This window comes from Synechococcus sp. H55.9 (assembly GCF_047462355.1).
Lineage (GTDB): Bacteria > Cyanobacteriota > Cyanobacteriia > Thermostichales > Thermostichaceae > Thermostichus.
The window spans coordinates 1-21948 of sequence record NZ_JANSJB010000022.1 but is presented as its reverse complement, the minus strand read 5'-3'; the positions used below and the strand labels follow the sequence as shown (position 1 = coordinate 21948).

Below are 21948 nucleotides of genomic sequence, written 5' to 3'. Positions count from 1 at the left end.
AAAGCAAGGGATCCCAGCCAGTCCAGGGCTGCCGGGGGCTTTGGCGGAGGTTGAGAGGGCCGGGTGCTGACCCTACCAGGCGTTGGCAGCGTTGAGCGCCATTGGATTGCTCGAAGACGGAAGGGGTGGGATTCGAACCCACGGTGACCTTGCAGTCACAACGCTTTTCGAGAGCGTCACAATCAACCACTCTGTCACCCTTCCAGTCTGCATAGGGCTTTACCATCTTAGCGGCAAACCGGATATCCTGCTCAAATCCCCCGCAGGATGCAGTTGATGGGAAAGTGCTCCGCACCGGCGGAGCCCAGATGAGATCATGAGGATATGGTTGCTCTATCCATTCACCACTTTCGCCAGGCCAAACAGGCGGGCCAACCCTTGGTGGCCCTTACGGCTGCCGACTACGCCACGGCTCGGATTTTGGATCAGGCCGGCATCGACTTGATCTTGGTGGGCGACAGCCTGGCCATGACCAACTTGGGGTATACCAGCACTCTGCCCCTGACCCTGGAACAGATGATCCACCACGCCCAGGCGGTGCGTCGCGGGGTGGAACGGGCCTTTTTGGTGGCCGACTTGCCCTTTTTGACCTATCAAGTCCACAAAGAACAAGCTCTCCTCTCGGCAGGGCGGCTGATGAAGGAGGCAGGGGTAAACGGGGTCAAGCTGGAGGGGGGCTACCCCGACATGGTGGAAACGGTGGCCTTTCTCGTACAGCGAGGGATCCCAGTTTTGGGCCATATCGGCCTCACCCCGCAGGCCAAACATCAACTGGGGGGCTATCGCCAGCAGGGCAAAACCACTCCAGAGGCCGAGCGCCTGCGGCAGGAAGCCCTCAGCCTGGAGCAAGCCGGAGCCTTTGCCCTGGTTCTGGAACACATGCCGGCGGAATTGGCTGCCCAAATCTCGGCCCAGGTGGGGATCCCGACCCTGGGTATTGGGGCCGGGCCAGCCTGCGACGGCCAGATTCTGGTCACCCACGACCTGCTGGGGCTGAGCGAGCGGATCCCACCTTTTGCCAAGGCTTATGCCAACTTGAGGCAGGCGATCCAAGAAGCAGTGGAAGCGTTCGCCGAGGATGTCCACAACAAAGCGTTTCCCCCCCCCTGAAGAGATCCCCTGCAAACTTGGGGCGGCCGCTGGCAGCCTCTGTCAGGGATCCCTCACCAGCACCGTCCCGCTCACCACAGCACTTTGCCCCAACCGGTCGAAGACCCGCAAACTGAGCAGGTAGGAGCCGGGCGTCAAGCTCAGGGGGGGGCGAATGCGGAAGCGGGTTGTACAGGACACCTCTCCAGACACACAATTGACTTGGGCTGCCGATAGCGTCTGAACCTCGATCCCCGACCAGGACACCTGAAACGCCAGCTCCGCCGGGATCCGACCCGGCACCGACACGGAAACCCCCAGCTCCAAAAAACCGCCCCGGCTGACTACAGACGGAATGTCGCTGCTGGTAATCAGAGGTGGCAGAGGAGTGTTGGCGGTGATCGCGTCGGCACCGCAACTAGCCAGGGTTGTCCCCAGCAAACCCAGCAGCAGTAGCCAAGGTTTGGATCCCAGCTTCATCACAAGGTTCAGCCCGAAAACTCATCTCCCCAGTATAGAAGCGGCGGCAACAGGCTTAGCGTCAGTTTTGGAAAAAGCTAAAAATTTACGCCACATATAGTGCCAAGCTGGATTTTCGCCCAGGCCATCTGCTACAGTAAGGCCCATAACCTGTCGAGCAGTGGTCATGGAAGGGGAAGAGGAGCTAAAGGCTTTGCGGGCGCGGGTGCGCAGCCTGGAGCGATCCCTGGCAGAATCGGAGGCGCTGTCGTTGCAGCAGATTGAGTGTACCCATCGCTTGGAACGTCAACTGCTGGAAGCGCAGGCCCAGATTCAAGAGCGGGATCAAGCTTTGCAGGCGTGTCAAGAAGAGCGAGAGCGGCTGGCACAACGTCCTACCCTAGAGGCTTTTCAACTGCAGCAACAGCACATCGAAGAACTGCAGAATCTCCTGTGGGAAATGGAGCGCCGTCCAACGCTGGAGCACTACCACATTCTGCAGCAGCAGTTGCAAACCAGCCAGACGGAAATCGAAACCCTCAAGACAGAATTGCAGCGGCGCGTCGATCCGGCCCGCTTTTACCAACTGCAGCAGGAGCTCCTAGAGCTGAAACAGCAGGCCGGCCAATTGGCGGAATACGCCGTCAAGTTGCCGCAGGTGCAGCTTTTACAAGCCCAATTGCAGCTCCGTGTACAAGAGCTGGAAGAGGAAAAGGCGCAGTTGCAGGCGCAAATCCAGGAGCTGGCCGGTCGGCCTTCTGCCCAGGAATTGGAAACCCTGCGGACGGAGCTGGAAGCTGCCCACCGCCAGGCCGAAGCGGAGTGGCAACGTCTGCAAACCCATCTGGAGGGCGAAAAAGCCCACCTCGAGGCCGAGCTGGCCACGGCCCGGCAGCAGATTTGCCAGTTGGAGGAACGCCCTACCCCGGAGCAGTGGGCGCGCCTGCAAGCGGAGCTGGAGCACCTGCGCCAACAAGCCTCTTTTGCCAAAGCGGAGCGGGCCACTCTCCTGGAAGAGTTACAGCAGAGCCAGCAGCGGCAGGCGGAGCAGGCCCAGCAAATTGCCAGGCTGGAAGCAGAACTCCAGGCCTTGCGCCAAGAGCCACCCTCGGCAGCAGCCCCGGTGGATCCCAGCGGCGAGGTAGAGCCTCTGCAGGCCCAGCGGATCCTAACCCTAGAAGAGCAGGTGCGGGCTCTCACCCGTGAGCTCGACGCCCTGCGGGCCGAGCGGGATCAGCTTATGCAAGAGCTGGACCAGCGACCCACCCGAGAAACCCTGGAGGAACTCCGGCGAGGGCGGGAACTGGCCGAGGCCCACCATCTGGTCAGCCAAAAACAGATCGAGAAGTTGCAGCAGCAGGTGATGGCTTTGAAAACCGAGTGTGTGCAGGCCCACGCCTACGCGCAAACTCAGGAAAAAGAGGTGGCCCTATTGCTGCAGCGTAACCAGGAGCTGGAGGAGCAACTGGCCGCCCTGCGGCAGTCGGCTCCCTCTCAACCTGCGGCTGTCGAGGCCAGGTCTGGCCGTCCGGTTGGTGCTGCGCACCGCTGGCCCGACCAGGAACGGGCGCCTGAGCAGCCTGCTCCCTCCCCAACCACCGTCCGCCCCACAACTGGGAGAACGCCCGCCGGCGGGATCCCGACTCTGACCCTCGAGGAACGGCAGGATCGGGCGGAAAAGCTCCTAAGACGCTCCGCCTTGGCCTCTGCACGGGCCGGGGGAGAAGGGGGTAGTCGCAGCCGCATCGAGTTGCCGGCTTTTGTGCAGCGGCGGCTCTACTAAGCGCTCCATTCTCGGGGATGCAGCGGCTCTCCCGCCTGAAAACGGGGCCAGGCCCAGCGCAGCAGGGATCCCAGTTGGGCATGGAATCGCTGCGGGGCAAATTGCAGGGCGTGGGCGCGAATCTGTTGCGGATCCCATTCCCGACGATCTGCCTGGCGCAGCCCTTCCACCAACGCTTCCACGCTAGCCTCGGGAACGAGGATCCCAGTTTGGCCGTGGACGACGGTCTCGCGGGTGCCGCCTCGGTCGAGAGCGACCACGGGGCGGCCACAGGCTTGTGCCTCCACCGGCACCAGGCCAAAATCTTCCTCCCACGGGAACAGCAGCACCCGGCAGTGGGCCAGCAGCTCCTGCAGACGGTCTTGGGGCTGGTGGGGTAAAAACTCGACTCGTGGCCCTGCCAGTTGCTGAAGTCGCGGCAGCTCCGGCCCTTCCCCCACGATCAGCAGGCGGCGGCCCAGCCGTTCACAGGCCGCAATGGCCAGATCCACCCGTTTGTAGGGCACCAACCGCCCCGCCACCAGGTCGTAGTCGGCTCTGGGATCCGCCACCGGCTCGAACCCCTGCAGCGGCACCGGCGGATAGATAACGACCGCCTCGCGGCGGTAGAGCTTGGCGATGCGGCGGCGGATGTGCTGCGAGTTGGCGATCAACAGATCTGGCCGTTGGGCCGCCACAAAATCCCACTGGCGCAAGCGGTGCAAAAGCCATTGGCTGATCGCATAAGTAGGACGTAGGGCCCGCATCCCCGCCCGTTCCAGGTAGAGTTCCCGGTTTTCCCAGAGATAGCGGGTGGGGCTGTGGATGTAGCTCAGGTGCAGCGTTGAGGCCCCTGTCAGGATCCCTTTGGCAAAGGCATGGCTGCTGGAGATCACACAGTCATAGGCGGAGAAATCGAAGCTCTCGTAGGCCAAGGGCATCCAGGGCAGCAGATACTTGAGGCGACCATGGTAGTTGCGGCGCAGCACCCCCAGCCACCTGGCCCAGCCCTGCAGAAAAGAAGTGTGAATCGACAGCTTCTGCCAAGTCGGCGGCAAAGTGTGAGCCGAAAAAAGGCTGACGTACAGAGGTGCCTGCGGAGCAAAGGTCAGCAGCTCCTGCAAAACCTTTTCCGATCCTCCTGGCCAGATCAGGTACTCGTGCACCAGCGCCAGGCGCTCAGGCCAGGCAGGATCCCGGCTTGGGAGAGTGGGGACGACGGCCACGGGAAGGGATAGGCACGGTCAGGACTTGACAAGACGGCGTTTTTGGCCAATCGGGCCGCTCACCTGCTTGGCTTTTTCGTCGATCCGCTCGTTGATATAGTTGTAAATTTCGCGGAAGCGAGGCAGGGCCCGCATCTCCAAGCGGCTGCCATCCTTGAGGGTGAGCACCATATCTCCCCAGACGCCCAAGCCCCGTGGCACGATGACCACCTTGGCGATCTCGCTGTAGATCACGTCAGAGCGCTCCTTGCCGCCCCAGCCGCCGATCACCGTGATGCGGCGACTGGTAATCCGGTAGTGTACCCAGAGCTTGCGCACCAGTGCTCCCACAAACAAAGGCAGGCCGACCAGCGTGGCCCCGATGAAGGAGTTCAACACCAAATCGCCACTGTGAGGGCCACCCTCAAAAAAAACCTCTTCTTTTATAGCCATGTCCAGCTCACTTGCTGCCCCGCGTCAACCCGAACGATCCTAAAAACAATCGTGACATTCTCCCGTCACCGACTGCAAGCGGTACGGCGCCGGCTTTCCCACATCCCTGTTGGGCTTTTCCGGCCATTGCCAACGATGGAGTTTCCCTTAGCTGTCCCGGGGCACTTCCCAACCCGCCCAATCCCACCATTCGAGCCGCCGCCCGCCGGGTTGGCGAGCAGGGGAAGCAAGTAAACTACCCGCACTCTAGGCGTCAGCATGAGTGCGGGCTTTGGGTAGCCCCGCAGTTGGTAAACCAACGGCCCCTCACCCCCAGCCCCTCTCCCAGAGGGAGAGGGGAGCTGCGCGTTCGCGACAGCGTTGCGCGGCAGTAACGACGTAGAGAAAGGTTTCATTGCTATTTGAATGACTATGTAGTCTGGCTCAACCCCTTTGTTGGCCTAGCGTGCCAGGGGGAATGCCAGAGTCCAGGTATCTCGACGTTCACCGTTTGGGCAGAGCACGGGACTTGGAGCTCCCCGCTGAACTCCTCGAAGGTTAAACAACAGGCGGAAAGCTCAGAAAGGGCAGGCGGGTGAGGATCCCTGGCACAGGGCCTACTTCCACTGGCAAGCCTTCGGCAGGCTCGAACTTGGTGCGCACATATCCCAATCCCAGGGATCCCGCTGCAGCGGGGCCGGCACTGGTCAGCAGCCCAATCTTTTCCCCCTGCCGCAAAATCGCTGTGCCGGGCAGGACTTCTCCTTGGACGCGGATCCCCCACAGAGTTTGGCGGATGCGTTTGTAGGTCACTTGCTTGGCCAAGACTTCCTGGCCGATGTAGCACCCTTTGGAGAGGGAAATGGCGTGCCACAGACCAGCTTCCAAGGGGTTGTAGTCGGGGGTGAGTTCTCGGTCGGCGGCGGGGCGACCGGCCTCCAGGCGCAGGACTTCCCAAAGTTCAGGTGGGGCCAGCTCCGCTCCGGCTTGGAGCAGGCGCTCGGCAAGGGCAGCTTTGTGTTCGCTAGCCCCCCAGAGGGTAAATCCCGGCTGGGCAAGGCCCGTGCCACAAGCCAGATGGACAGGGATCCCTTGGATCTCCACGCGGCGGTGCTCATAAGGTCTGGTTGGGATCCCTTCTGGGCCCACCACCTGCTCCAAGAGGGCCTGGCTCTGCGGGCCGATTAACCCAAAGCCAAAGGTCTGGTCGGTCTCATCTTCCAACTTTGCCCCCCGCACAAAGGGCAACAGACGCCCCAAATTCTGCATCAGCAGGCTGCGCCGCTGGGGTGAAGTCCAGATCCAGCAGTCTGCTTCTTCCACGTACACCGTTGCCAAATCCAGAATGCCGGCGGTGGAGGTCACGAAAACCGTATCCGCCCCTTGGCCGGGCTTAAGGGCTTTCAGATCTTGCGTGCTCTGGCTGTGCAAATAATCCAAGCCCGGGGATCCTTGCAGGCGCAGGCGGCCCCAGTCAGAGCGATCCAACAGCAGGGATCCCGTCCGTGTGACAGACATCGCTCACCCCAAAGATAGGATTTGGCTTTCTTTCCTACCCTAGAATAGGCTAGTTCACCCTATCGTCTGTGGCAGACCCCCGGTGTACTGATTGTGATCGAAGTTGAGGTTCACCAACAGTTGCGGCAGCTTTTGCGGCAGTCTCCCGAAGCTGTGTGGCCCCATCAGTTGACGATGGCCCGCATGGTGGCGCGGGGGCTGCGGTTGGGTCGCAGCACCTTGATTCAGGTGCCTGCTGGGGGCCAGCACCGCCTCAGTTATCTGCTGCCGGCTCTGATGTGGCCGGATGCCACGTTGCTCTGCGCTCCGGCGCCCGTGCAGGCGCAAATCTTGGGGGAAGAGATCCCCTGGCTACAACAGACCCTGCAGTTGCACAAGCCCGTCCTGCAAAAAGACCGCTGGCCGGAGCCCGATTTTCGGGGGCTGCTGTTGGTGGATCCCCTGGATTGGCTGCAGGCTCGCCTGAGAAAAGATACCTCGGAAGTGCCAACGGGGATCCCTCTGATCCTCGATGGAGCCGAAGACTTGGAAGATTGGGCCTACCAAGCGCTGACGGTGACCCTGGAAGCCAGCCACTGGCAGCAGCTCCGGCAGATCTTCCCCGCCGAAGCTGAGCAGCTTTCTCAGGCGCAGGTCAATTTGGCTCTGCGGCTTTTGCGGCGACCGCTTTGCCGCTGCCTGCTGCATGCGGATGAACAGGTTCACCTGGATGCTGCGCTGTCTTTGCTGGTGGGCTACCCCGGCTGGTTGCCGGATCCTTGGGATCAGATCCGCCGGCGGCTCAGGGATCCTGTTTCCAGTTGGATCTGGTGGGCGGAAACCGACCGAGAAACCGGTCGCCTCACCCTTCACCACAGCCCGACAGCTCTGCACGATCGGCTGGCACCCATTTGGGCCACACAGCCGGTGGTCATTATTGGGGAAGCGCTGGATCTGGATCGTCAGGCAGCAACCTATCGGCAACGGTTGGGCTTGCCGGATCTGACGCCGTTGCGATTTGCCTCAGGCGAAAGTTGGTCACGTTCCGGCGAGGCGGAGCTTTGCCTCTACTTGCCGCGCCTGCCTTTGCCCAACAACCCTCTATTTCGAGATCACCTGCTGCAAGAGCTGAAAAAGCTGATCCCTCAGACGCAAGGCTTTGTGGCGGTGTTGGTATCGGATCGGCCCCTGCAGGCACAGGTGGGTGCGGCTTTGGCCGCCGAATTCGGCTCGCGGGTGCGGGTGAACAGCCTATCTCCGGGAGAAAGAGGGATCTTGGTCTGCGACTGGCTCCACTGGCTGCACCACAAGGCCAGCCTGCCCTGCCCGGAGCTGCTGGCCATCGTCACCTTGCCTTTTCCCTCTGTGGAAGATCCCAGGGTGGCCGGACGGGTGCACCATCTGCAACGCACTCAGCAGGACTGGTTCCGTCAGTACCTTTTGCCGGTGGCCGCTGCCCAGTTGCAACGGGCCGTCGCGCCCCTGCGGCAAAACCTGCATGCGGGCCAAGACTCCAGCTCGCCGACCCGATGGGTGGCCATTTTGGATAGCCGCATCATTACCCGTAGCTACGGCGTCTCGCTGCTCAATGCCTTGGGGCCAACTTTGCGGGTCGAACAGCGCAGCCAATTGTTTGTTTAGGGATCCCTGGGCTTGTGGGCTCTTTGCCCTCACCCCCAGCCCCTCTCCCAGAGGGATGACCCAAGCGCTCCGCGCCGCTAGCGCGAACACCCCCGGCCCCTCTCCCAGAGGGATGACCCTCACCCCCGGCCCCTCTCCCAGAGGGAGAGGGGAGATTTGTATCCTAGGTAGCCAAAGCCAACCGGGATCCAAGCTATTCTGAAGGTGAATCACTCCTGTTCACCCTCTTCTCTTTCCTCTCATGACCAGTTCTACTCTCAGACCCGATGCAGCCCTGCGCGAGCAAGCCGTCTGGAAGCCGTTGCGGCAGGCCATTGTGGAAAGCTCAGGGTTTCGAGGATGGCTGCAGGGGCGGGAGCTGCCCAGCCAGGAGGCGGAGCTGGATCGTCTGGTGCATCGCTACCTGGAGCAGACCCTCTCTCACTTGGCCTACTAGAATCCCCATAACCACAGCCAAAGGGGCAAGGTGAACAGAGCCGCCAAGTAGCCCACGGCCAAGGCGGCTACGGTGAGCTCCCGATCCAGATTGTATTCTTCCGTAAGCACCAGGGTGGCGATAGCGGGGGGCATGCCCGCCTGCAGGGTCAGCACCAGCTTGGCCAAGGATGGATAAGGGGTAAAGGCGAGGCCGATCCCTACCAAAAGAGGCACGAGCAGGATTTTGATCGAGAGGGCCACTGCGGCAGGGAAAAAGGATCCCCAGCGCTTCACTTGAGCCAGCCGCATTCCCAAGATGATCAGACTCAGGGGAATCGTGCTCCAGGCAAAGGCAACCAAGCCTTGAGAGAGCCACCCCGGCAGGGGTTGGCGAGCCAAGGCCAAGCCGACAAAGAAGGCCCAAAGGGTGGGGCTGCTCAGCAGTCGGATCGCTGTTTGCCGGGGACGAGGGCGAGAGGGACTGTGGCGGCTGGCCACCCACACCCCCAGCCCATAGGCCGTAAAGAGCGTACCCAACAAATCGTAGAACAAAGCCCAGCCGAAGTAGGCGCTCCCGGCCACCGCCAGACAGATGGGGTAACCCAAATAGCCGCTATTCCCCAAGGTGGCCGCCAGATAAAAACTTCCTCGCCGTGCTCTGCTCCAAAGCCAGGGATCCCGCTCGTTCTTTCCCTGCCAGGCATGGTGTTGCCATCTTAGCCAGGCGTTGGCCAGGGCAAACCCCAGCCCGGTTGCCAGCCAGCAGACCAAAGGGGCCACCCAGATCTGGCCGGAGAGATCCGCCTTCTGGATAAATCCAATTGTGCCCAGGGGCACCCCCACCCAGAACATGAACCGGCCCAGAACGTGGGGATCCAGCCAACGCTTCCAGCCGGTGGGCAGCCTTTTCTGGAGGACAAACCCCAGCAGCGTCCAGCCCAGCAGGGGGAGATAAACCTGAAAAAGGGTGGTGAGCACGCCAAAGTGGCTCTAGGGGGAAGAGGAAAGGGATCCCGTCATCACCCAGTTAGCTAGGGATCCGCTGGGGTTCTTCACGTAGGGCAAAGATGCGCAGAATCACCGCTTCCACAACCCGGTCTGGGGTAGAGGCGCCAGACGTGATGCCGATCTGCACCGGCCCATCGGGTAACCAACCCTCGGTAACAATTGGGTCTTGGTGGAGGGGCTTGTGGCGGATGCGGTTGGGGGGTTGGATGCAGTCGGGGCCATCGATATGGAAAGAGGGCAGCCCCTTGGCCAGGGCAATTTCCTGCAGGTGGGTGGTATTGGAGGAATTGAACCCGCCGATCACCACCACCACGTCCAAGGGCCGCTCCAGCAGCTCGAACATGGCGTCCTGCCGTTCTTGGGTGGCGTTGCAGATGGTGTTGAAGCTCATGAAGTGGTTGTCCAGCTCCTGGGGGCCATATTTGCGCAGCATGGTGGTCTCAAACAGCTTGGCAATGGCGCGGGTTTCCCCTTCCAGCATCGTGGTTTGGTTGGCGATGCCAATCCGCTCCAGATCCCGATCCGGATCGAAGCCGGGAGAGGTGGCCTTGCCGAAGCGCCGCCGAAATTCTGCCGCATCTCCGCCTTGCAAAATGTAGCGGGCGACCCATTGCGCTTCTTCCAGGTTCAGCACCACCAGATATTTTTGGGCAAAGGAGCTGGTGGCCACGGTTTCTTCGTGGTTGTACTTGCCGTGGATGACAGAGGTGAATTGGGCGGCGCGGTGCTTGTCCACCTGGTTCCAGACGCGGGACACCCAGGGGCAGGTGGTATCGACGATCTCATTGCCCTGCGACCGGAAAAACGCCATCTCCGATACGCTGGCCCCAAAGGCAGGCCAGATCACCACGTCCTCGGGCCGGATCTGGGAAAAGTCCTTGTTGCCGTCGGGGCCTTTTTCCACAAAGCGGATCCCCATCTCCTGCAGGTGGCGGTTGACCAGAGGGTTGTGGATGATCTCGTTGGTGATCCAGATCTGGCGATCCGGAAAGCGGCGCCGCGCCTCGTAGGCATATTCCACCGCCCGTTCCACCCCCCAGCAGAAGCCAAACGCCTTGGCCAGATGGATGGTGATATCCCCCTGTTGATAGCGGTAAGATTGGGCGCGGATCTGCTCCACCAGAGGGCTTTTGTAGGTGGTTTGCAGCTCCCGTTGGGCCTGGTCTTTGTGCTCCTCAAACCCCTTGGCAAAGTAGGTGCTGGAGCTGCGCAGAGCCTTGCGCAGGGCGCGGGGATCTTCGGGGAAGGTGTTCGGAGAAGAAGCTTGAGAATGAGGCATGGTGGTTACTCGTGCTTGCGCCGCTGGTGCCATAAGGATCCTTTCTCAGCTTACGCCCTATCTTAAAGGCGTGCGCCAACCCGGCAGCCGGATAACCTACCCAAATCGGACAGGATCCCGGACTCAAACCCCAAAGGCCAGGGCAACTCCCGAAAGATGGCGCTCTAGGCAGGCGGCTGATCCTGCCTTTCCAGTTGCTGCAGCCGTTCCTGGAGCTGGCGGGCAGTCAGAGAAAAACTGCGCCCCGGCCAAAGAAGAGAGCCCAGCCCCGCCGTCAACAGCCCCAGGCCGATGGCCGCGGCGATGAGCAATCCCAGCGGCAGCTCCACCGAGCGCCACATTAAAAAATGGACGGTCAGGGGAGTGGGGTTTTGTCCGGCCAGGACTGCCACTCCCAAAGCCAGCAGCACCGTCAAGACCAAGTGGAACAGCAGCAACATGAGGGATCCCGTCGCAACAGTTCTATTCTGCCTTGCTGGCCGACGGAGCAGGCCAGGGCCGCACTGTGCCATCGGGCAGGATGGCGCCGCTTAGGTCGGCACCGGTCAGCACCGCTCCGCCTATTTTTGCCCCGCTCAGGTCGGATCCCTGCAGTTGCGCACGGGTTAACTTGGCTTCCCACAGGTAGGCCCCGTGCAAGTTGGCTTCCCGCAAATCGGCAAAGCTGAGATCGGCGCCAATGAGGTTGGCTTCCCAAAGGTTGGCACCGCGCAGGTTGGCCCCCATCAGGTTGGCGGAGCTGAGATCGGCTCCACGCAGATCCGCCTCCTGCAAGTTAACCCCGCTCAGCTTGCCAAAGGAAAGGTTGGCCCCTCTCAGATTCACCCCCTGCAGGGTGGCGCGTACCAGATCCACGCCCACCAGGTTGGATTCTTGAAAGTTGCGCTCGCCGGCGGCATAGTTTGCCAGCAGCTCATCTGCAGTGGTCATTCGGGGCATGGCCGGGTACCCCCAATCGCCGAGTTTATTCAGCAACCCTTGATTGCCAAACGAGGTGCTGATGACTCAATGCTAGATGTTGGCCATTATACCGTCTATCTACAGCCGCTCGCGGCTCACGGCGGGCAAGAAGGGATCCCCGCCGTTGTCTCATCTGCCCTCTGGGGAGAGGGCGGGGTTGCTTCTGCCACCTTTTGGATGTGCAGCTCCAAGTAGCCGGTGGCCGGATCCGGCTGACGGGAGAAGCGGTACTCCAGGCTGTCGGCAAGGACAATCTCGGCGGTGGTGTAGATGAGGCAGCCGGGGCGCAGGTGCCCTCCCCAAGTTCGGCCTTGGGCATCGGCAACAGCCAGATGGAGATGGACGCCGTCCGGGCACAGGGATCCGCTCAGGGACAGGATCTCCAGGCATTCCGACAAGAGGTGATCCTCTGTTTGGTCAGCCAGGCGCAGGGTGGCTTGGCTGAGGCTGCCGACGGCGCTGAGGACAAAGGCTGCCTGCAAAGGTTGTTGGCGGGCAAAGCGCTCCAGCTCCTGCTTGAGGTCTTGGCCGGGCAGCAGGCGTAGGGGGTAGATCTTGAGGGATCCCGTGGGTAGAGGCTGTTGGCGCTCAGCAGCAGCGCTCCCCGGTCGCCAGCCGGGCTTGACCACCGGGTAGGCACGGGCAATCACCAGGCAGTCGTCAGGCACAGGGTAGCGGGCAGGAATGGTGGAGCCGGCGGCAATGGTGACATCGGATCCCACCTTGAGGGGGGCCACCAGCACCGAGTTGGCGCCGGTCTTGCTGCGATCGCCGATTTCTGTGAAGTGCTTCTGCTGGCCGTCGTAGTTGGCGATGATCGTGCCGGCGCCGATGTTGACCTGGGATCCCAGCTTGGCGTCACCCAGGTAGGCCAGGTGGGCGGCGTTGGTGTGGGAGCCAATCTGGGTGTTTTTAACTTCCACAAAGTTGCCGATGCGGCAGCCGTCGCCAATCTGGCTGTGGGGACGCACATGGGCGTAGGGGCCTACCCAGACGCGATCCCCAATCTGGCTGTGGCTGACCACCGAGTAGAGAATGTGGCAATCGGAGCCGATGGTGCTGGACTCGATCCAACTGCCCGGCCCCAGGCGGGTGCGCGGCCCGATGCGGCACCTCCCGCGCAGGTGGGTTTGGGCTTCGATCACCACATCGGGGGCCAATTCCACCGTCTCTTCCAGGCTGCTGCTCTCGGGATCCACAAAGGTGACCCCGGCTTCCATCCAAGCTTCCTTGAGGCGATCCTGCAAAATCTGGTGGGCCTGGGCCAGTTGGCGGCGGTCGTTGATGCCCACAATTTCTTGCGGGTCGGCAACATCCAGGGCGATGGCTTTGCTCACCCGCTTGACGGCATCGGTTAAGTAGTACTCCTGCTGGGCGTTGTTCCGCTCCAAACTCGGCAGCACCCGGGCCAGGGCCGGCCAATGGAAACAGTAGACGCCGCTGTTGATGCGGCGATTTTGCCGTTGGGCCGGGGTGCAGTCCCGCTCTTCCACCAACTCCAGGATCCGCTGTTGAGCATCGCAAAACACCCGCCCATAGCCATAGGGATCCACCACCTGAGCCGAGAGCAAGGTCACATCCGGCTGGACTTGGCGGTGGCGTTCCACCAGCGCCTGCAGGGTTTCCACCCGCAACAGAGGCACATCCCCGTTGACCACCAGCAGATCCCCCTGAAAATCGTCCAGGACGGGTAGAAGCTGCTGCACCGCGTGTCCGGTGCCCAGTTGCTGGGCCTGCTCCACAAATTCGACCGGGTACTCCCGCAGGGTCTGTCGCACCTGCTCCTGCCCGTAACCCACGATCACCAAACAGCGCTGGGGCTTTAAGGTCAGCACCGTGCGCAGCAGCCGCTCGATCAAAGACAGGGATCCCAGCTTGTGCAGCACCTTGGGCAATTGCGACCGCATGCGGGTGCCCTTGCCCGCTGCCAGGATCGCCACCGCCAGCTCCCGCTCTGCCATCTTTGCCCTCCGATCTGCCCCCATCAAGTATACGCGGCAGTTGCTTGCCCAACCTGGAGCTGGTGTTCCCTCCCCCTCTGCCAAGCCCTGGGAAACTGCGCTAGCCTGGTGGCACGTGTAGGTGGGGCAGGGTATGGCCGAGAGCGAGGGCTCCGATACCCCTCTTCAAAAACGTCAGCGCTTGGTTCGCGAGGCAGCCGGCTGGCTGGCAGTGCTGGGGGTGCTGATCCCAGGGCTGCAGCGTTTTTACATGGGCCACAAGCGCTGGGGCTGGGTGTACTTGCTGGTGGGGCTGATGGTGTTGGTTCCCTCTATTCCCCTGCAGATCCTCAGCTATGGGCTACGAGCGCTCTGCCTGCTGGAAGGGCTATGGTTGCTCACCATGACCAATGAGGACTTCGATTTTCGCTTCAACCGGGATCTCATCGAGCTGGACTGGACCAGTGCGCAAGATCGGGAAGTCCGGGATCCCGAGCAGCAGTTGCAAAGTCAGTTGCAGCAAGGCTTGATCACCCGCGCTGAGTATGAGGAGCGCCGCCGACAAATCCGCAGGATCTCCTAGGTCGAGCATTCCAGCTTCTGCTCAGGCCGCAAGTCCGATAGGATAATCGTCTGGGTGTTATTTTTCTCAGCAGTAGCCCCTACCCAAGTCGGGCTTTTTCCACTCTTCTGCCTGTCTGTATGTTGCCAAGTCTTCCTCTCGCAGCCGTTCCCCTCTTCTCCATCGCGGCAGCCATGCTCTTGGTCTACTTGCCCATGGGGGTGGTGGGCTATGCGCGGGCCCGCGTCGGCTACGACCTGCATGCGCCTCGGGCTATGTTCGATAGGCTACCCCCCTACGGCCAGCGGGCCACCTGGGCCCATGCCAACGGGTTTGAGACTTTTGGGATGTTTGCCTCAGCGGCGTTGATCGCCTACATCACCGGCCCTCACCCGGATCCCTGGTCTTTTGGCCTCAGCGGCGACGAAGGGGTAGCTGTGCTGTGTGGGGTGTTTCTGCTGGCACGGCTGCTCTACAACTTCTTCTACATCGCTGACATCCCCATCGGGCGATCCCTCTCCTTTTTGGCCGGATCCCTGGCCACCTTGGGCCTGTTGCTGATCAGCCTGCTGCCTTTTCTCGGCGGGAGCTTGGCCTAAGCTGGCGAGGGAAGTTCCCCCGTCATTTTTTGATCCTGCCGGTACCCTGGCTCAACCTGCAATACTGGAAAAGGATGGCGTCCCCTATCCACGGCCCACTACGCAACGGTCAGCCATGTATACTCTGGAATTGCTTCTGAAAGGGAACCCTGCCCCCATCGTTGTCCACCAAAAAGAGGAGGAAGCGGCCAACCGGGCCTACCAAAGCATAGTCAATGCTTTGCAGAACGGCTCCCCTCAGAGCTTGGAGCTGACCTGCGACCGCACCGGCAAAAAGGTGTTCCTGCTCACCGGCGAGCTGTGTGGTGTGCAAATGACCTCTAAGTCGGGTGGCGCCAGCCCCATGGGAGCCCGTCCCGGTTTTTTGGCCCAGTTGCAAGGCTGAGGACAGCTCTTTTCTCTCTACCGCCAGGGATCCCCATGTCTGAGGTGGCCATTCGGGTGGAGAGCTTGACCTTTGCCTGGCCGGAACGTCCGCCGGTCTTGCAGGGGTGCAGTTTTGCCATTCCCAAGGGCCAGTTGTGGATGCTGTTGGGGCCCAATGGCAGCGGCAAGTCCACCCTGTTACAACTGTTGTCCGGATCCCTGACCCATCCCCAGCCTCTTTCAGGTCACCTGGAAATTTGTGGTCGGCTGGGCTATGTGTTTCAAAACCCGGATCACCAACTGTTCATGCCCACAGTGGGGGCCGATGTGGCCTTTGGCTTGGGGGCAGAGGCTCTGGCTTGGGCGGAAATTCACCGGCGGGTGGAAACAGCCTTGGAACAGGTGGGACTCAAGCACCTGATCCGCCGGCCCATCCACGGCCTCAGCGGCGGACAGAAGCAACGGGTGGCGGTGGCGGGGGCCTTGGCCCGACGCAGCGAAGTGCTGCTTTTGGACGAGCCGACCGCTCTGTTGGATCCCGACAGCCAGGCGGAGTTGCTGCGCTGCATCCGTCAACTGGTGGATCAAGAGGGCATCACCGCCCTCTGGGTCACCCATCGGCTGGCGGAACTGGAATGGGCGGACGGAGTAATTTTCCTCTCCGAAGGACGGGTGCGCTATCAGGGATCCCCAGAGCAGGTGCGGCAACAAATCGGGCAACTGTTTGACGCCTAAGGGATCCCTGCGATCCCAAAGAGATCGCAAAAGGGTGGCTGCACCTCGCCGGCGCCCCTGTCTAGAATAGGTAATGTATGCACGTGTTCAATTCGATTGACACAGGGTCATTATCCTGGACTCATTCCCCACTTGGATTGGCTGGTTCCCACCAGTTGATCCTCAGCCACATCCGATCCCTGCTGACCTGCGTCAATCGGCTATCCAGCGGGCCATCGGCCCCATCTAGTCTAAAGGAGCCTTGAGACCATGGGACTGTCTGAAGTCATCGCCAAAGAACTGGAAAATGCTCGCAACGTCTGCTCTGAGTACGGCGAAGGGGATCCCCACTGCCGTGCCGCTTGGGATGCCGTTGAGGAGGTGCTGGCAGCCCGCAGCCACCAGCCCAAAACTCCCAGCAGCCTGGAGCAGCACTGCGCCGAAAACCCAGATGCCGTCGAGTGCCGGGTTTACGACACCTAGTTCCTGGGAGCCCTGCAGATGATCTCGGTTGATTGCGTAGCGATCGACGGGGTTTGCTGCTGGGAATCCCTAGCCAGATTCACCAGCCTGCCGGATCCTTGCCGGTAGGCTTTGCCCTTCGCGGCTAGAAGGCCACTTTTGGCTGCCATCCATCGAAGCTAGGATCGGAACTCTCCAGAAGGTCGATGGGATCCCCACCGCCTTTGCAGGAGCGTCTTTTCACGAAGAAAGTTTTTGGGCCGAATGAGCCCGAACCCACAAGACAAAGGCTAGCGCCAGCAGCACCAGTTGGGGGAGCAGCGTCTGCCAAGTGGGATACAGGCCCAGCCAGCGCAACTTTGGGATCCCGATGAGAGGGGTGACCGGCAGCCAGTCCGCCACCTGCAAAGCGTGCAGGCCACTACCCAGAAACTTAAAGCCCAAATAGAAAACCAGCAGACTGAGGCCCCGGAAAAAAGCTCGCAGCGGCAATCTCAGCCCCACCTGCAGCAGCAGGATCGCCACCCCCACCAACATCAGGGATCCCAGTCCGATCCCCAGCCAAAATTCTTTTGCCGGCAGGGCGGGGGCCAACCCCACATAAAACAACACCGTTTCCGCCCCCTCGCGAAACACCGCCATAAACGCCAGGGAAGCCAAAGAAAAAACCTGGCCGGTGGCCAGTGCCGCCTGCGCTTGTTCTTGCACAAAGGTTTGCCAAGAAGCCACTGCAGCCCGGCGGTGCAACCAAAGGCTGACCGAAAACAACAAGCCTGCCGCCACCAGCCCAGTGATCCCCTCCAGCACCTCTTGCCGCGTGTGGGTGAGCAACTGCTGGAAAAACAGCTTCACCAGCAGACCCAGCATCACCGCTGCCAGCAAGCCTGCGGATCCTCCCAGCCACACCCAGCGCTGCTGAGCCGACTGCCCGCTCTTGCCCAAAAGCGCCAGCAGCGCCACCAACACCAGGAGAGCCTCCAGGCCCTCCCGCAGCAAAATCGAAGCGGCATCCAGGAAGGTGTAGTCGGACATCAGTTCACCCAGACAGGCGGCTCAATTCTGTCCGGAGCCAAGAGGGTTTCTAGGTGGTGGCCGGAATGAACTTGAGGGCAGCAGAGTTCATGCAGTAGCGCAAACCCGTGGGCGGGGGGCCATCCCGAAACACGTGCCCCAGATGCCCACCGCAGTTAGAGCAGTGCACTTCTGTGCGGGGCACGAACAACTTCCAATCCGTCTTGGTACCGATCACATGGGGAGCAATCGGCTCCCAAAAGCTGGGCCAACCGGTGCCACTGTCGTACTTGGCTGCCGAGGAAAACAGCTCCTGCCCACAGCCGGCACAGACGTAAATGCCTGCGGCCTTGTTGTCGTAGTAGGCATTGCGGAAAGGAGGCTCCGTGCCCTCCTGGCGCAGCACATAGTACTGCTCTTCGGTGAGCAGTTGCCGCCATTCGGCATCGGTTTTGGTGACGGGATAGGTCTGTTGAGCCATTGCTCGTTGCTCTCCTACCAAGCTAAGGGATCCTGGGATGAACCCAGCCACGGTCAAAGTCAATAGCTTGCGTCGTCGCATGAGAGGTTCATCCATCCTCACCGTCTAAACAGCGGAAGGAGCCATCGCCAACCCGTTCTCTACTTGGCTGAGGGGGATCCGTCCGCTTTTGTCCGCTGGCTGTTGTTGGAGGATTGCCAGCAGATTGTCTTTATCTTAACTCTTCTTCTTTACGAACAGCCGCGTAAAGCCTCCGGTTTCCAACCGGGGGAGTGTCCAGTCCTTTTCCCCTCTTCCCGAAAGCTGAGCAGGTATCCATCTATGGGTTCTATCGGCAGCTTTTATCCTCAGCCTGAGGCGTAATCCCGTTACAATTAAGCTCGAGCAAGCTGCTTGTCCAACTCTAGACGAGTAATGGAGTTCTTCCTATGCTGCTGGTCGGCTCAGGCGCACGGTTTGTGCAGCAACTGGAGCAATCTGGGGCTCTGGCCATCTTTGTGACCCCAGAAGGGGGATCCGAAGGGCATTACCTGCGGCGGCTGCGCGGAGCCGGGTATGAGGTGGTCACGCTCTCCAGCAAAGGAATCGGAGATCTGGCGAGCTATTTGACGTGCAGTCATGGGGTACGGCCTGCCACGCTGGGCAAATCGGAGCGGCGCACCTATTTTTTCCCGGCGTTGATCGAGCAGTATCGAGCCACCTTGCCCGCGAAGGCGAAAGGATTGGTGTTTTGGTTTTACGAGGGGCATGTGCTCAGCCAACAGGAACTCTCTTACCTGGTGAAGCTGAGCCGGGAAGACAAGGGGGTCAAATTTGTCGTGGAGCTGGGCCGAGAGCGCTCCATTCGCTGGCAACCTCTGCAAAGCGCCTGAGCATCTTCTCAGGATCCTGGAAAATTCTCTGCTACCATCTCAGATAGATGGCCTGCAGCTCAGAACCATCCTGCTAGCGGCTTCTCTCACCTGTGACCTTGCCAACCGCCTCGCTGCAACAGGGTACTTGGTTTAAGCTGATCTGTGGCGCAAGTTTTCACCACTTGCCCTCGGTTCGCGAGCTGGCTTTTCTCTACACGCTGGCTGGGGCAGATTGCATTGACGTCGCTGCCGATCCCGCCATTGTGCGGGCTGCTCAACAAGGGATCCAATGGGCCCAAGCCGAAGATCCCCGGGCGCGCTCCCCTTGGGTGATGGTCAGTGTCAATGACGGGGAAGATGTGCACTTCCGTAAGGCGGTGCTGACGGCTCCGGTCTGTCCTGCCGACTGCCCCCAGCCGTGTCTGGCCGTCTGTCCTCCCCATGCTTTGACACCGGCAGCCCTTCCTGCCCAAGTCCACATTCAGGCAGAGCTGTGCTATGGCTGTGGGCGCTGTGAGCCGGTTTGCCCCCACCGGCGCATTGCCACCTGCGGCTATCAAGTTGCTTTGGCAGAGGTGTTGCCGCCTTTGCTCGAGTTGGGCATTCAGGCAGTGGAGATCCACACCTGCATCGGTCGTCAGAGGTCATTCGAGCAACTGTGGGGATCCCTGAAGCCCTGGCTACCTCACCTCCAGGCAATCTCGATTAGCTTTAACGATGGCCCGGGCCTGGAGGCCTACTTGAGGGATCTGCTGGCCCTGATGGATCCCTTGCCGGAGGTGTTGATCTGGCAGGTGGATGGCCGGCCCATGAGTGGCGATATTGGCGCTGGCACCGGCAAAGCCACCCTGAAGTTGGCCCAAAAGGTGCTGGCCATGGGTTTGCCCGGCTATGTGCAACTGGCGGGCGGAACCAATGCCCAAACGGTGTCGCTGTTGGATCCCGATTGGCCGGTGGCGGGGGTGGCCTTTGGCAGCTACGCACGACAGTTGGTAGCGGCCCATCTGGAAGGGCCGAGCCCAGCGGAGCCAGGATGCAATCCTGGATTGGCGGCGGGGATCCCGTTGGCCAAGCAGTTGGTGCAGCAAGTGAAGCGGCGATCCATTGCTTGCAAACAAACCTGTTTTTCCTGCGTTTAGTGACCTTGCTCAGCCATGAGTTTTCCCGCACAGCCCTCAACCCCAAATCCGTTGGCGGATCCGCACCGCTTACGCGAACACACTGGCTTTCCCGGCCAGGTTCAATACAGCGACGACTTGAGCAAACTTCTGGATATCCTGCCGGCTCCGATTCGCGAGCGCCTAGAGCAGCATCCCCACCTGGATCGATTGGTAGAAGTGGTGATGGATTTGGGTCGCCGCCCCGAAGCCCGCTTCCTTGGCTTTGCCGATTACCTCTCAGAAGAGGTGATCACCCGAGCCGACTTGGATCAAGTGATCAGTCGGGTTGGAGAGTTCAGCGGTGACAACCGGGCGGGCATCGCCTCTACCCTGCATCGCATCAGTGCCATTCGCAACCGCCAAGGCACGATCATCGGTCTCACCTGTCGGGTGGGTCGCTGCGTTATCGGCGTCATCAGCATGATCCGCGACTTGGTGGAGCAGGGTCGCTCCATGCTGTTGCTGGGCCGACCGGGGGTGGGTAAAACCACGGCTTTGCGGGAAATTGCCCGCGTGCTGGCGGATGAGCTGGGCAAACGAGTGGTTATTATCGACACCTCCAATGAGATCGCCGGCGATGGCGACGTGCCCCACCCGGGTATTGGCCGAGCCAGACGGATGCAGGTGGCCAGCCCAGAGCTGCAGCACAAGGTGATGATCGAGGCTGTGGAAAACCACATGCCCGAGGTGGTGGTCATCGACGAGATCGGCACCGAATTGGAAGCCTTGGCCTCTCGCACCATCGCCGAACGGGGGGTACAACTGGTGGCCACCGCCCACGGCAACCGCATCGACAACCTGATCAAAAATCCCACCCTCTCGGACTTGGTAGGCGGGATCCAATCCGTCACCTTGGGAGATGAGGAGGCACGGCGACGGGGCTCTCAAAAGAGTGTCTTGGAGCGCAAAGCCCCACCCACGTTTGAGATTGCCGTCGAAATGCTAGAGCGATCCCGCTGGGTCATCCATGAAGATGTGGCCGCCACCGTGGATCGCCTCCTGCGCAACCGCGAGCCCCTGACCCAAACGCGCAGCCTGGACGAACACGGCCAGGTGGTGATCGAGCGCCCGGCTCTAGCCGGCCCCCAATGGCCCCCTGCAGGTGCAGCACGGGAGCGAGGTGGATGGCGGCGCTCTGGACGGATGGAAGCTCTGCCCAAGGACTCTGTCTCGCTAACGCGATCAGAACCGCTCGAAGGTTGTTCGCGACAGCGAGGAGAGCCAAGCCTGCTCTTGGACAAGCGGGAGGACGCTGTCCCGCCGACGCCGGCGGGATCCCATCCTGCGGTTCAGGTCGTGGCTGAATCCGGAGCAGCCGAAGAGGAAGAAGATTTGGACTGGGAGGGATCCGCTCTGGCTCCAGCAGAGCGGCAGTGGGATCCGGATGAGCCGCTGATGATCTACCCCTACGGAGTGAGCCGCTTCCATCTGGAGCAGGTGATCCAGACTTTGAAACTGCCGGCGGAGGTCACCAAAGACCTGGATGGGGCAGATATTGTCTTGGCTTTGCGATCCCAGGTGCGCAGCCGCTCCAAGATCCAGCAACTGGCCCACTCCCGCCAGATCCCGATTCATACTGTTAAGGCCAATACTTTGATCGCCCTGGCCCGCGCCCTGCGCCACATCCTCAACATCGAAAGCGAAGACGGATCTGATTCCGACCTGGAGCTGTTCATTCGCGCCAGCTCGGGCGACGAAACGGAAGCTCTGGAAGAGGCCCGCCTGGCAGTGGAGCAGATCGTCATTCCCAAGTCTCAGCCGGTGGAACTTTTGCCCCGTTCGCCTCTGATCCGCAAGCTCCAACACCAGTTGGTGGAACATTATCACCTGCGGGCCCAAAGCTTTGGGGAAGAGCCCAACCGCCGCTTGCGCATTTATCCCAACTAGAGCAACTCGACAACTTAGCCGGCTAGCCCAAGCGCTCCGCGCCGCTAGCGCGAACACCCCCGGCCCCTCTCCCTCAGGGAGAGGGGGAGTTGGAGTGTTGCCTCTAAGCATATTGAGGGGCCTGCTGGGTTGTCTCATCAGAACGATGTGGTCCGCAGAGCCG

General features: G+C 61.1%; 23 protein-coding genes, 1 tRNA gene and 1 pseudogene. 12 read left to right on the top strand and 13 right to left on the bottom strand.

Features of this window, described 5'->3' with window-relative positions; genetic code table 11:
* Positions 1–117: 117 nt before the first annotated feature.
* Positions 118–204, bottom strand: a tRNA-Ser gene (locus NW857_RS04855).
* A gap of 120 nt (positions 205–324) precedes the next feature.
* Between NW857_RS04855 and panB the strand changes: the two genes are divergently transcribed.
* Positions 325–1110: a 3-methyl-2-oxobutanoate hydroxymethyltransferase gene (gene panB, locus NW857_RS04850; protein WP_414333614.1), complete on the top strand. Its 786-nt coding sequence runs from the start codon at positions 325–327 to the stop codon at positions 1108–1110.
* A 42-nt stretch (positions 1111–1152) separates the two neighbouring features.
* On the opposite strand, the gene NW857_RS04845 is transcribed toward panB, so the two are convergent.
* Positions 1153–1569 (bottom strand): hypothetical protein, encoded by a 417-nt coding sequence (locus NW857_RS04845; protein ID WP_414333616.1) that lies wholly within the window; start codon positions 1567–1569, stop codon positions 1153–1155.
* Positions 1570–1735: 166 nt separating this feature from the next.
* Between NW857_RS04845 and NW857_RS04840 the strand changes: the two genes are divergently transcribed.
* Positions 1736–3331 carry a hypothetical protein gene (locus NW857_RS04840; RefSeq protein WP_414337705.1) on the top strand — a complete coding sequence of 532 codons (1596 nt, stop codon included), beginning with the start codon at positions 1736–1738 and terminating at the stop codon, positions 3329–3331.
* Here NW857_RS04840 and NW857_RS04835 read toward each other — a convergent pair.
* The 3 genes from NW857_RS04835 to NW857_RS04825 all read right to left on the bottom strand — a co-directional run bounded on the left by NW857_RS04835 (position 3328) and on the right by NW857_RS04825 (position 6465).
* On the bottom strand, positions 3328–4536 hold the full coding sequence (locus tag NW857_RS04835) for a glycosyltransferase (protein WP_414333620.1): 1209 nt from the start codon (positions 4534–4536) through the stop codon (positions 3328–3330). The two genes, NW857_RS04840 and NW857_RS04835, sit on opposite strands and share 4 nt — an antisense overlap.
* 18 nt (positions 4537–4554) lie before the next feature.
* Positions 4555–4968, bottom strand: coding sequence for a PH domain-containing protein (locus NW857_RS04830; protein WP_414333622.1), 414 nt, complete (start codon positions 4966–4968; stop codon positions 4555–4557).
* A gap of 537 nt (positions 4969–5505) precedes the next feature.
* Positions 5506–6465, bottom strand: coding sequence for a YgfZ/GcvT domain-containing protein (locus NW857_RS04825; protein ID WP_414333624.1), 960 nt, complete (start codon positions 6463–6465; stop codon positions 5506–5508).
* A 93-nt stretch (positions 6466–6558) separates the two neighbouring features.
* On the opposite strand from NW857_RS04825, the gene NW857_RS04820 reads away from it, so the two are divergent.
* Together NW857_RS04820 and NW857_RS04815 are read left to right on the top strand one after the other, a co-directional pair.
* Positions 6559–8085, top strand: a complete 1527-nt coding sequence (locus tag NW857_RS04820; RefSeq protein ID WP_414333626.1) for a hypothetical protein — start codon at positions 6559–6561, stop codon at positions 8083–8085.
* Positions 8086–8326: 241 nt separating this feature from the next.
* A complete protein-coding gene (locus NW857_RS04815; protein ID WP_414333628.1) occupies positions 8327–8521 on the top strand; it encodes a hypothetical protein in 195 nt (64 codons plus the stop codon).
* Here the strand turns inward: NW857_RS04815 and NW857_RS04810 are convergent.
* The 6 genes and pseudogenes from NW857_RS04810 to glmU form a co-directional block, all read right to left on the bottom strand.
* The gene (locus NW857_RS04810) at positions 8518–9480 is read right to left on the bottom strand and encodes an AEC family transporter (RefSeq protein WP_414333630.1); all 963 of its coding nucleotides are present in this window, start codon (positions 9478–9480) and stop codon (positions 8518–8520) included. The two genes, NW857_RS04815 and NW857_RS04810, sit on opposite strands and share 4 nt — an antisense overlap.
* Before the next feature lie 49 nt (positions 9481–9529).
* Entirely contained in the window at positions 9530–10789 is a 1260-nt protein-coding gene (locus NW857_RS04805; RefSeq protein ID WP_414333632.1) for a 4-hydroxy-3-methylbut-2-enyl diphosphate reductase, read from the bottom strand.
* Positions 10790–10953: 164 nt separating this feature from the next.
* Entirely contained in the window at positions 10954–11229 is a 276-nt protein-coding gene (locus NW857_RS04800) for a lipopolysaccharide assembly protein LapA domain-containing protein (protein WP_414333634.1), read from the bottom strand.
* 22 nt (positions 11230–11251) lie between these two features.
* On the bottom strand, positions 11252–11719 hold the full coding sequence (locus NW857_RS04795) for a pentapeptide repeat-containing protein (protein ID WP_414333636.1): 468 nt from the start codon (positions 11717–11719) through the stop codon (positions 11252–11254).
* Between the two features lie 125 nt (positions 11720–11844).
* Entirely contained in the window at positions 11845–12378 is a 534-nt protein-coding gene (locus tag NW857_RS04790) for a PPC domain-containing DNA-binding protein (RefSeq protein WP_414333659.1), read from the bottom strand.
* Positions 12361–13710: pseudogene (glmU, locus tag NW857_RS04785) on the bottom strand (bifunctional UDP-N-acetylglucosamine diphosphorylase/glucosamine-1-phosphate N-acetyltransferase GlmU); the annotation flags it as partial. The gene NW857_RS04790 and the pseudogene glmU, both read right to left, overlap by 18 nt.
* A 133-nt stretch (positions 13711–13843) precedes the next feature.
* Between glmU and NW857_RS04780 the strand changes: the two are divergent.
* The 5 genes from NW857_RS04780 to NW857_RS04760 all read left to right on the top strand — a co-directional run bounded on the left by NW857_RS04780 (position 13844) and on the right by NW857_RS04760 (position 16413).
* On the top strand, positions 13844–14272 hold the full coding sequence (locus NW857_RS04780) for an SHOCT domain-containing protein (protein WP_414336251.1): 429 nt from the start codon (positions 13844–13846) through the stop codon (positions 14270–14272).
* Positions 14273–14391: 119 nt separating this feature from the next.
* Positions 14392–14850: an MAPEG family protein gene (locus NW857_RS04775; protein ID WP_414337694.1), complete on the top strand. Its 459-nt coding sequence runs from the start codon at positions 14392–14394 to the stop codon at positions 14848–14850.
* A gap of 115 nt (positions 14851–14965) precedes the next feature.
* Positions 14966–15235, top strand: a complete 270-nt coding sequence (locus NW857_RS04770) for a hypothetical protein (RefSeq protein WP_414333639.1) — start codon at positions 14966–14968, stop codon at positions 15233–15235.
* Between the two features lie 35 nt (positions 15236–15270).
* Positions 15271–15951: an energy-coupling factor ABC transporter ATP-binding protein gene (locus NW857_RS04765; protein ID WP_414333641.1), complete on the top strand. Its 681-nt coding sequence runs from the start codon at positions 15271–15273 to the stop codon at positions 15949–15951.
* Between the two features lie 249 nt (positions 15952–16200).
* Positions 16201–16413 (top strand): CP12 domain-containing protein, encoded by a 213-nt coding sequence (locus NW857_RS04760; RefSeq protein WP_414333643.1) that lies wholly within the window; start codon positions 16201–16203, stop codon positions 16411–16413.
* 219 nt (positions 16414–16632) lie between these two features.
* On the opposite strand, the gene NW857_RS04755 is transcribed toward NW857_RS04760, so the two are convergent.
* Together NW857_RS04755 and msrB are read right to left on the bottom strand one after the other, a co-directional pair.
* On the bottom strand, positions 16633–17424 hold the full coding sequence (locus tag NW857_RS04755; RefSeq protein WP_414333644.1) for an FTR1 family iron permease: 792 nt from the start codon (positions 17422–17424) through the stop codon (positions 16633–16635).
* A 49-nt stretch (positions 17425–17473) separates the two neighbouring features.
* Complete coding sequence (gene msrB, locus NW857_RS04750) at positions 17474–17884, bottom strand: peptide-methionine (R)-S-oxide reductase MsrB (RefSeq protein ID WP_414333661.1); 411 nt, start codon at positions 17882–17884, stop codon at positions 17474–17476.
* Positions 17885–18312: 428 nt separating this feature from the next.
* Here msrB and ndhN point away from each other — a divergent pair, with 428 nt between their 5' ends.
* The 3 genes from ndhN (at position 18313) to NW857_RS04735 (ending at position 21785) form a co-directional block, all read left to right on the top strand.
* Complete coding sequence (gene ndhN / locus NW857_RS04745) at positions 18313–18756, top strand: NAD(P)H-quinone oxidoreductase subunit N (RefSeq protein WP_414333646.1); 444 nt, start codon at positions 18313–18315, stop codon at positions 18754–18756.
* A 92-nt stretch (positions 18757–18848) separates the two neighbouring features.
* Positions 18849–19877, top strand: coding sequence for an LdpA C-terminal domain-containing domain (locus tag NW857_RS04740; RefSeq protein ID WP_414333648.1), 1029 nt, complete (start codon positions 18849–18851; stop codon positions 19875–19877).
* A 15-nt stretch (positions 19878–19892) separates the two neighbouring features.
* Positions 19893–21785 carry a R3H domain-containing nucleic acid-binding protein gene (locus NW857_RS04735; protein ID WP_414368119.1) on the top strand — a complete coding sequence of 631 codons (1893 nt, stop codon included), beginning with the start codon at positions 19893–19895 and terminating at the stop codon, positions 21783–21785.
* Positions 21786–21948 lie beyond the last annotated feature (163 nt).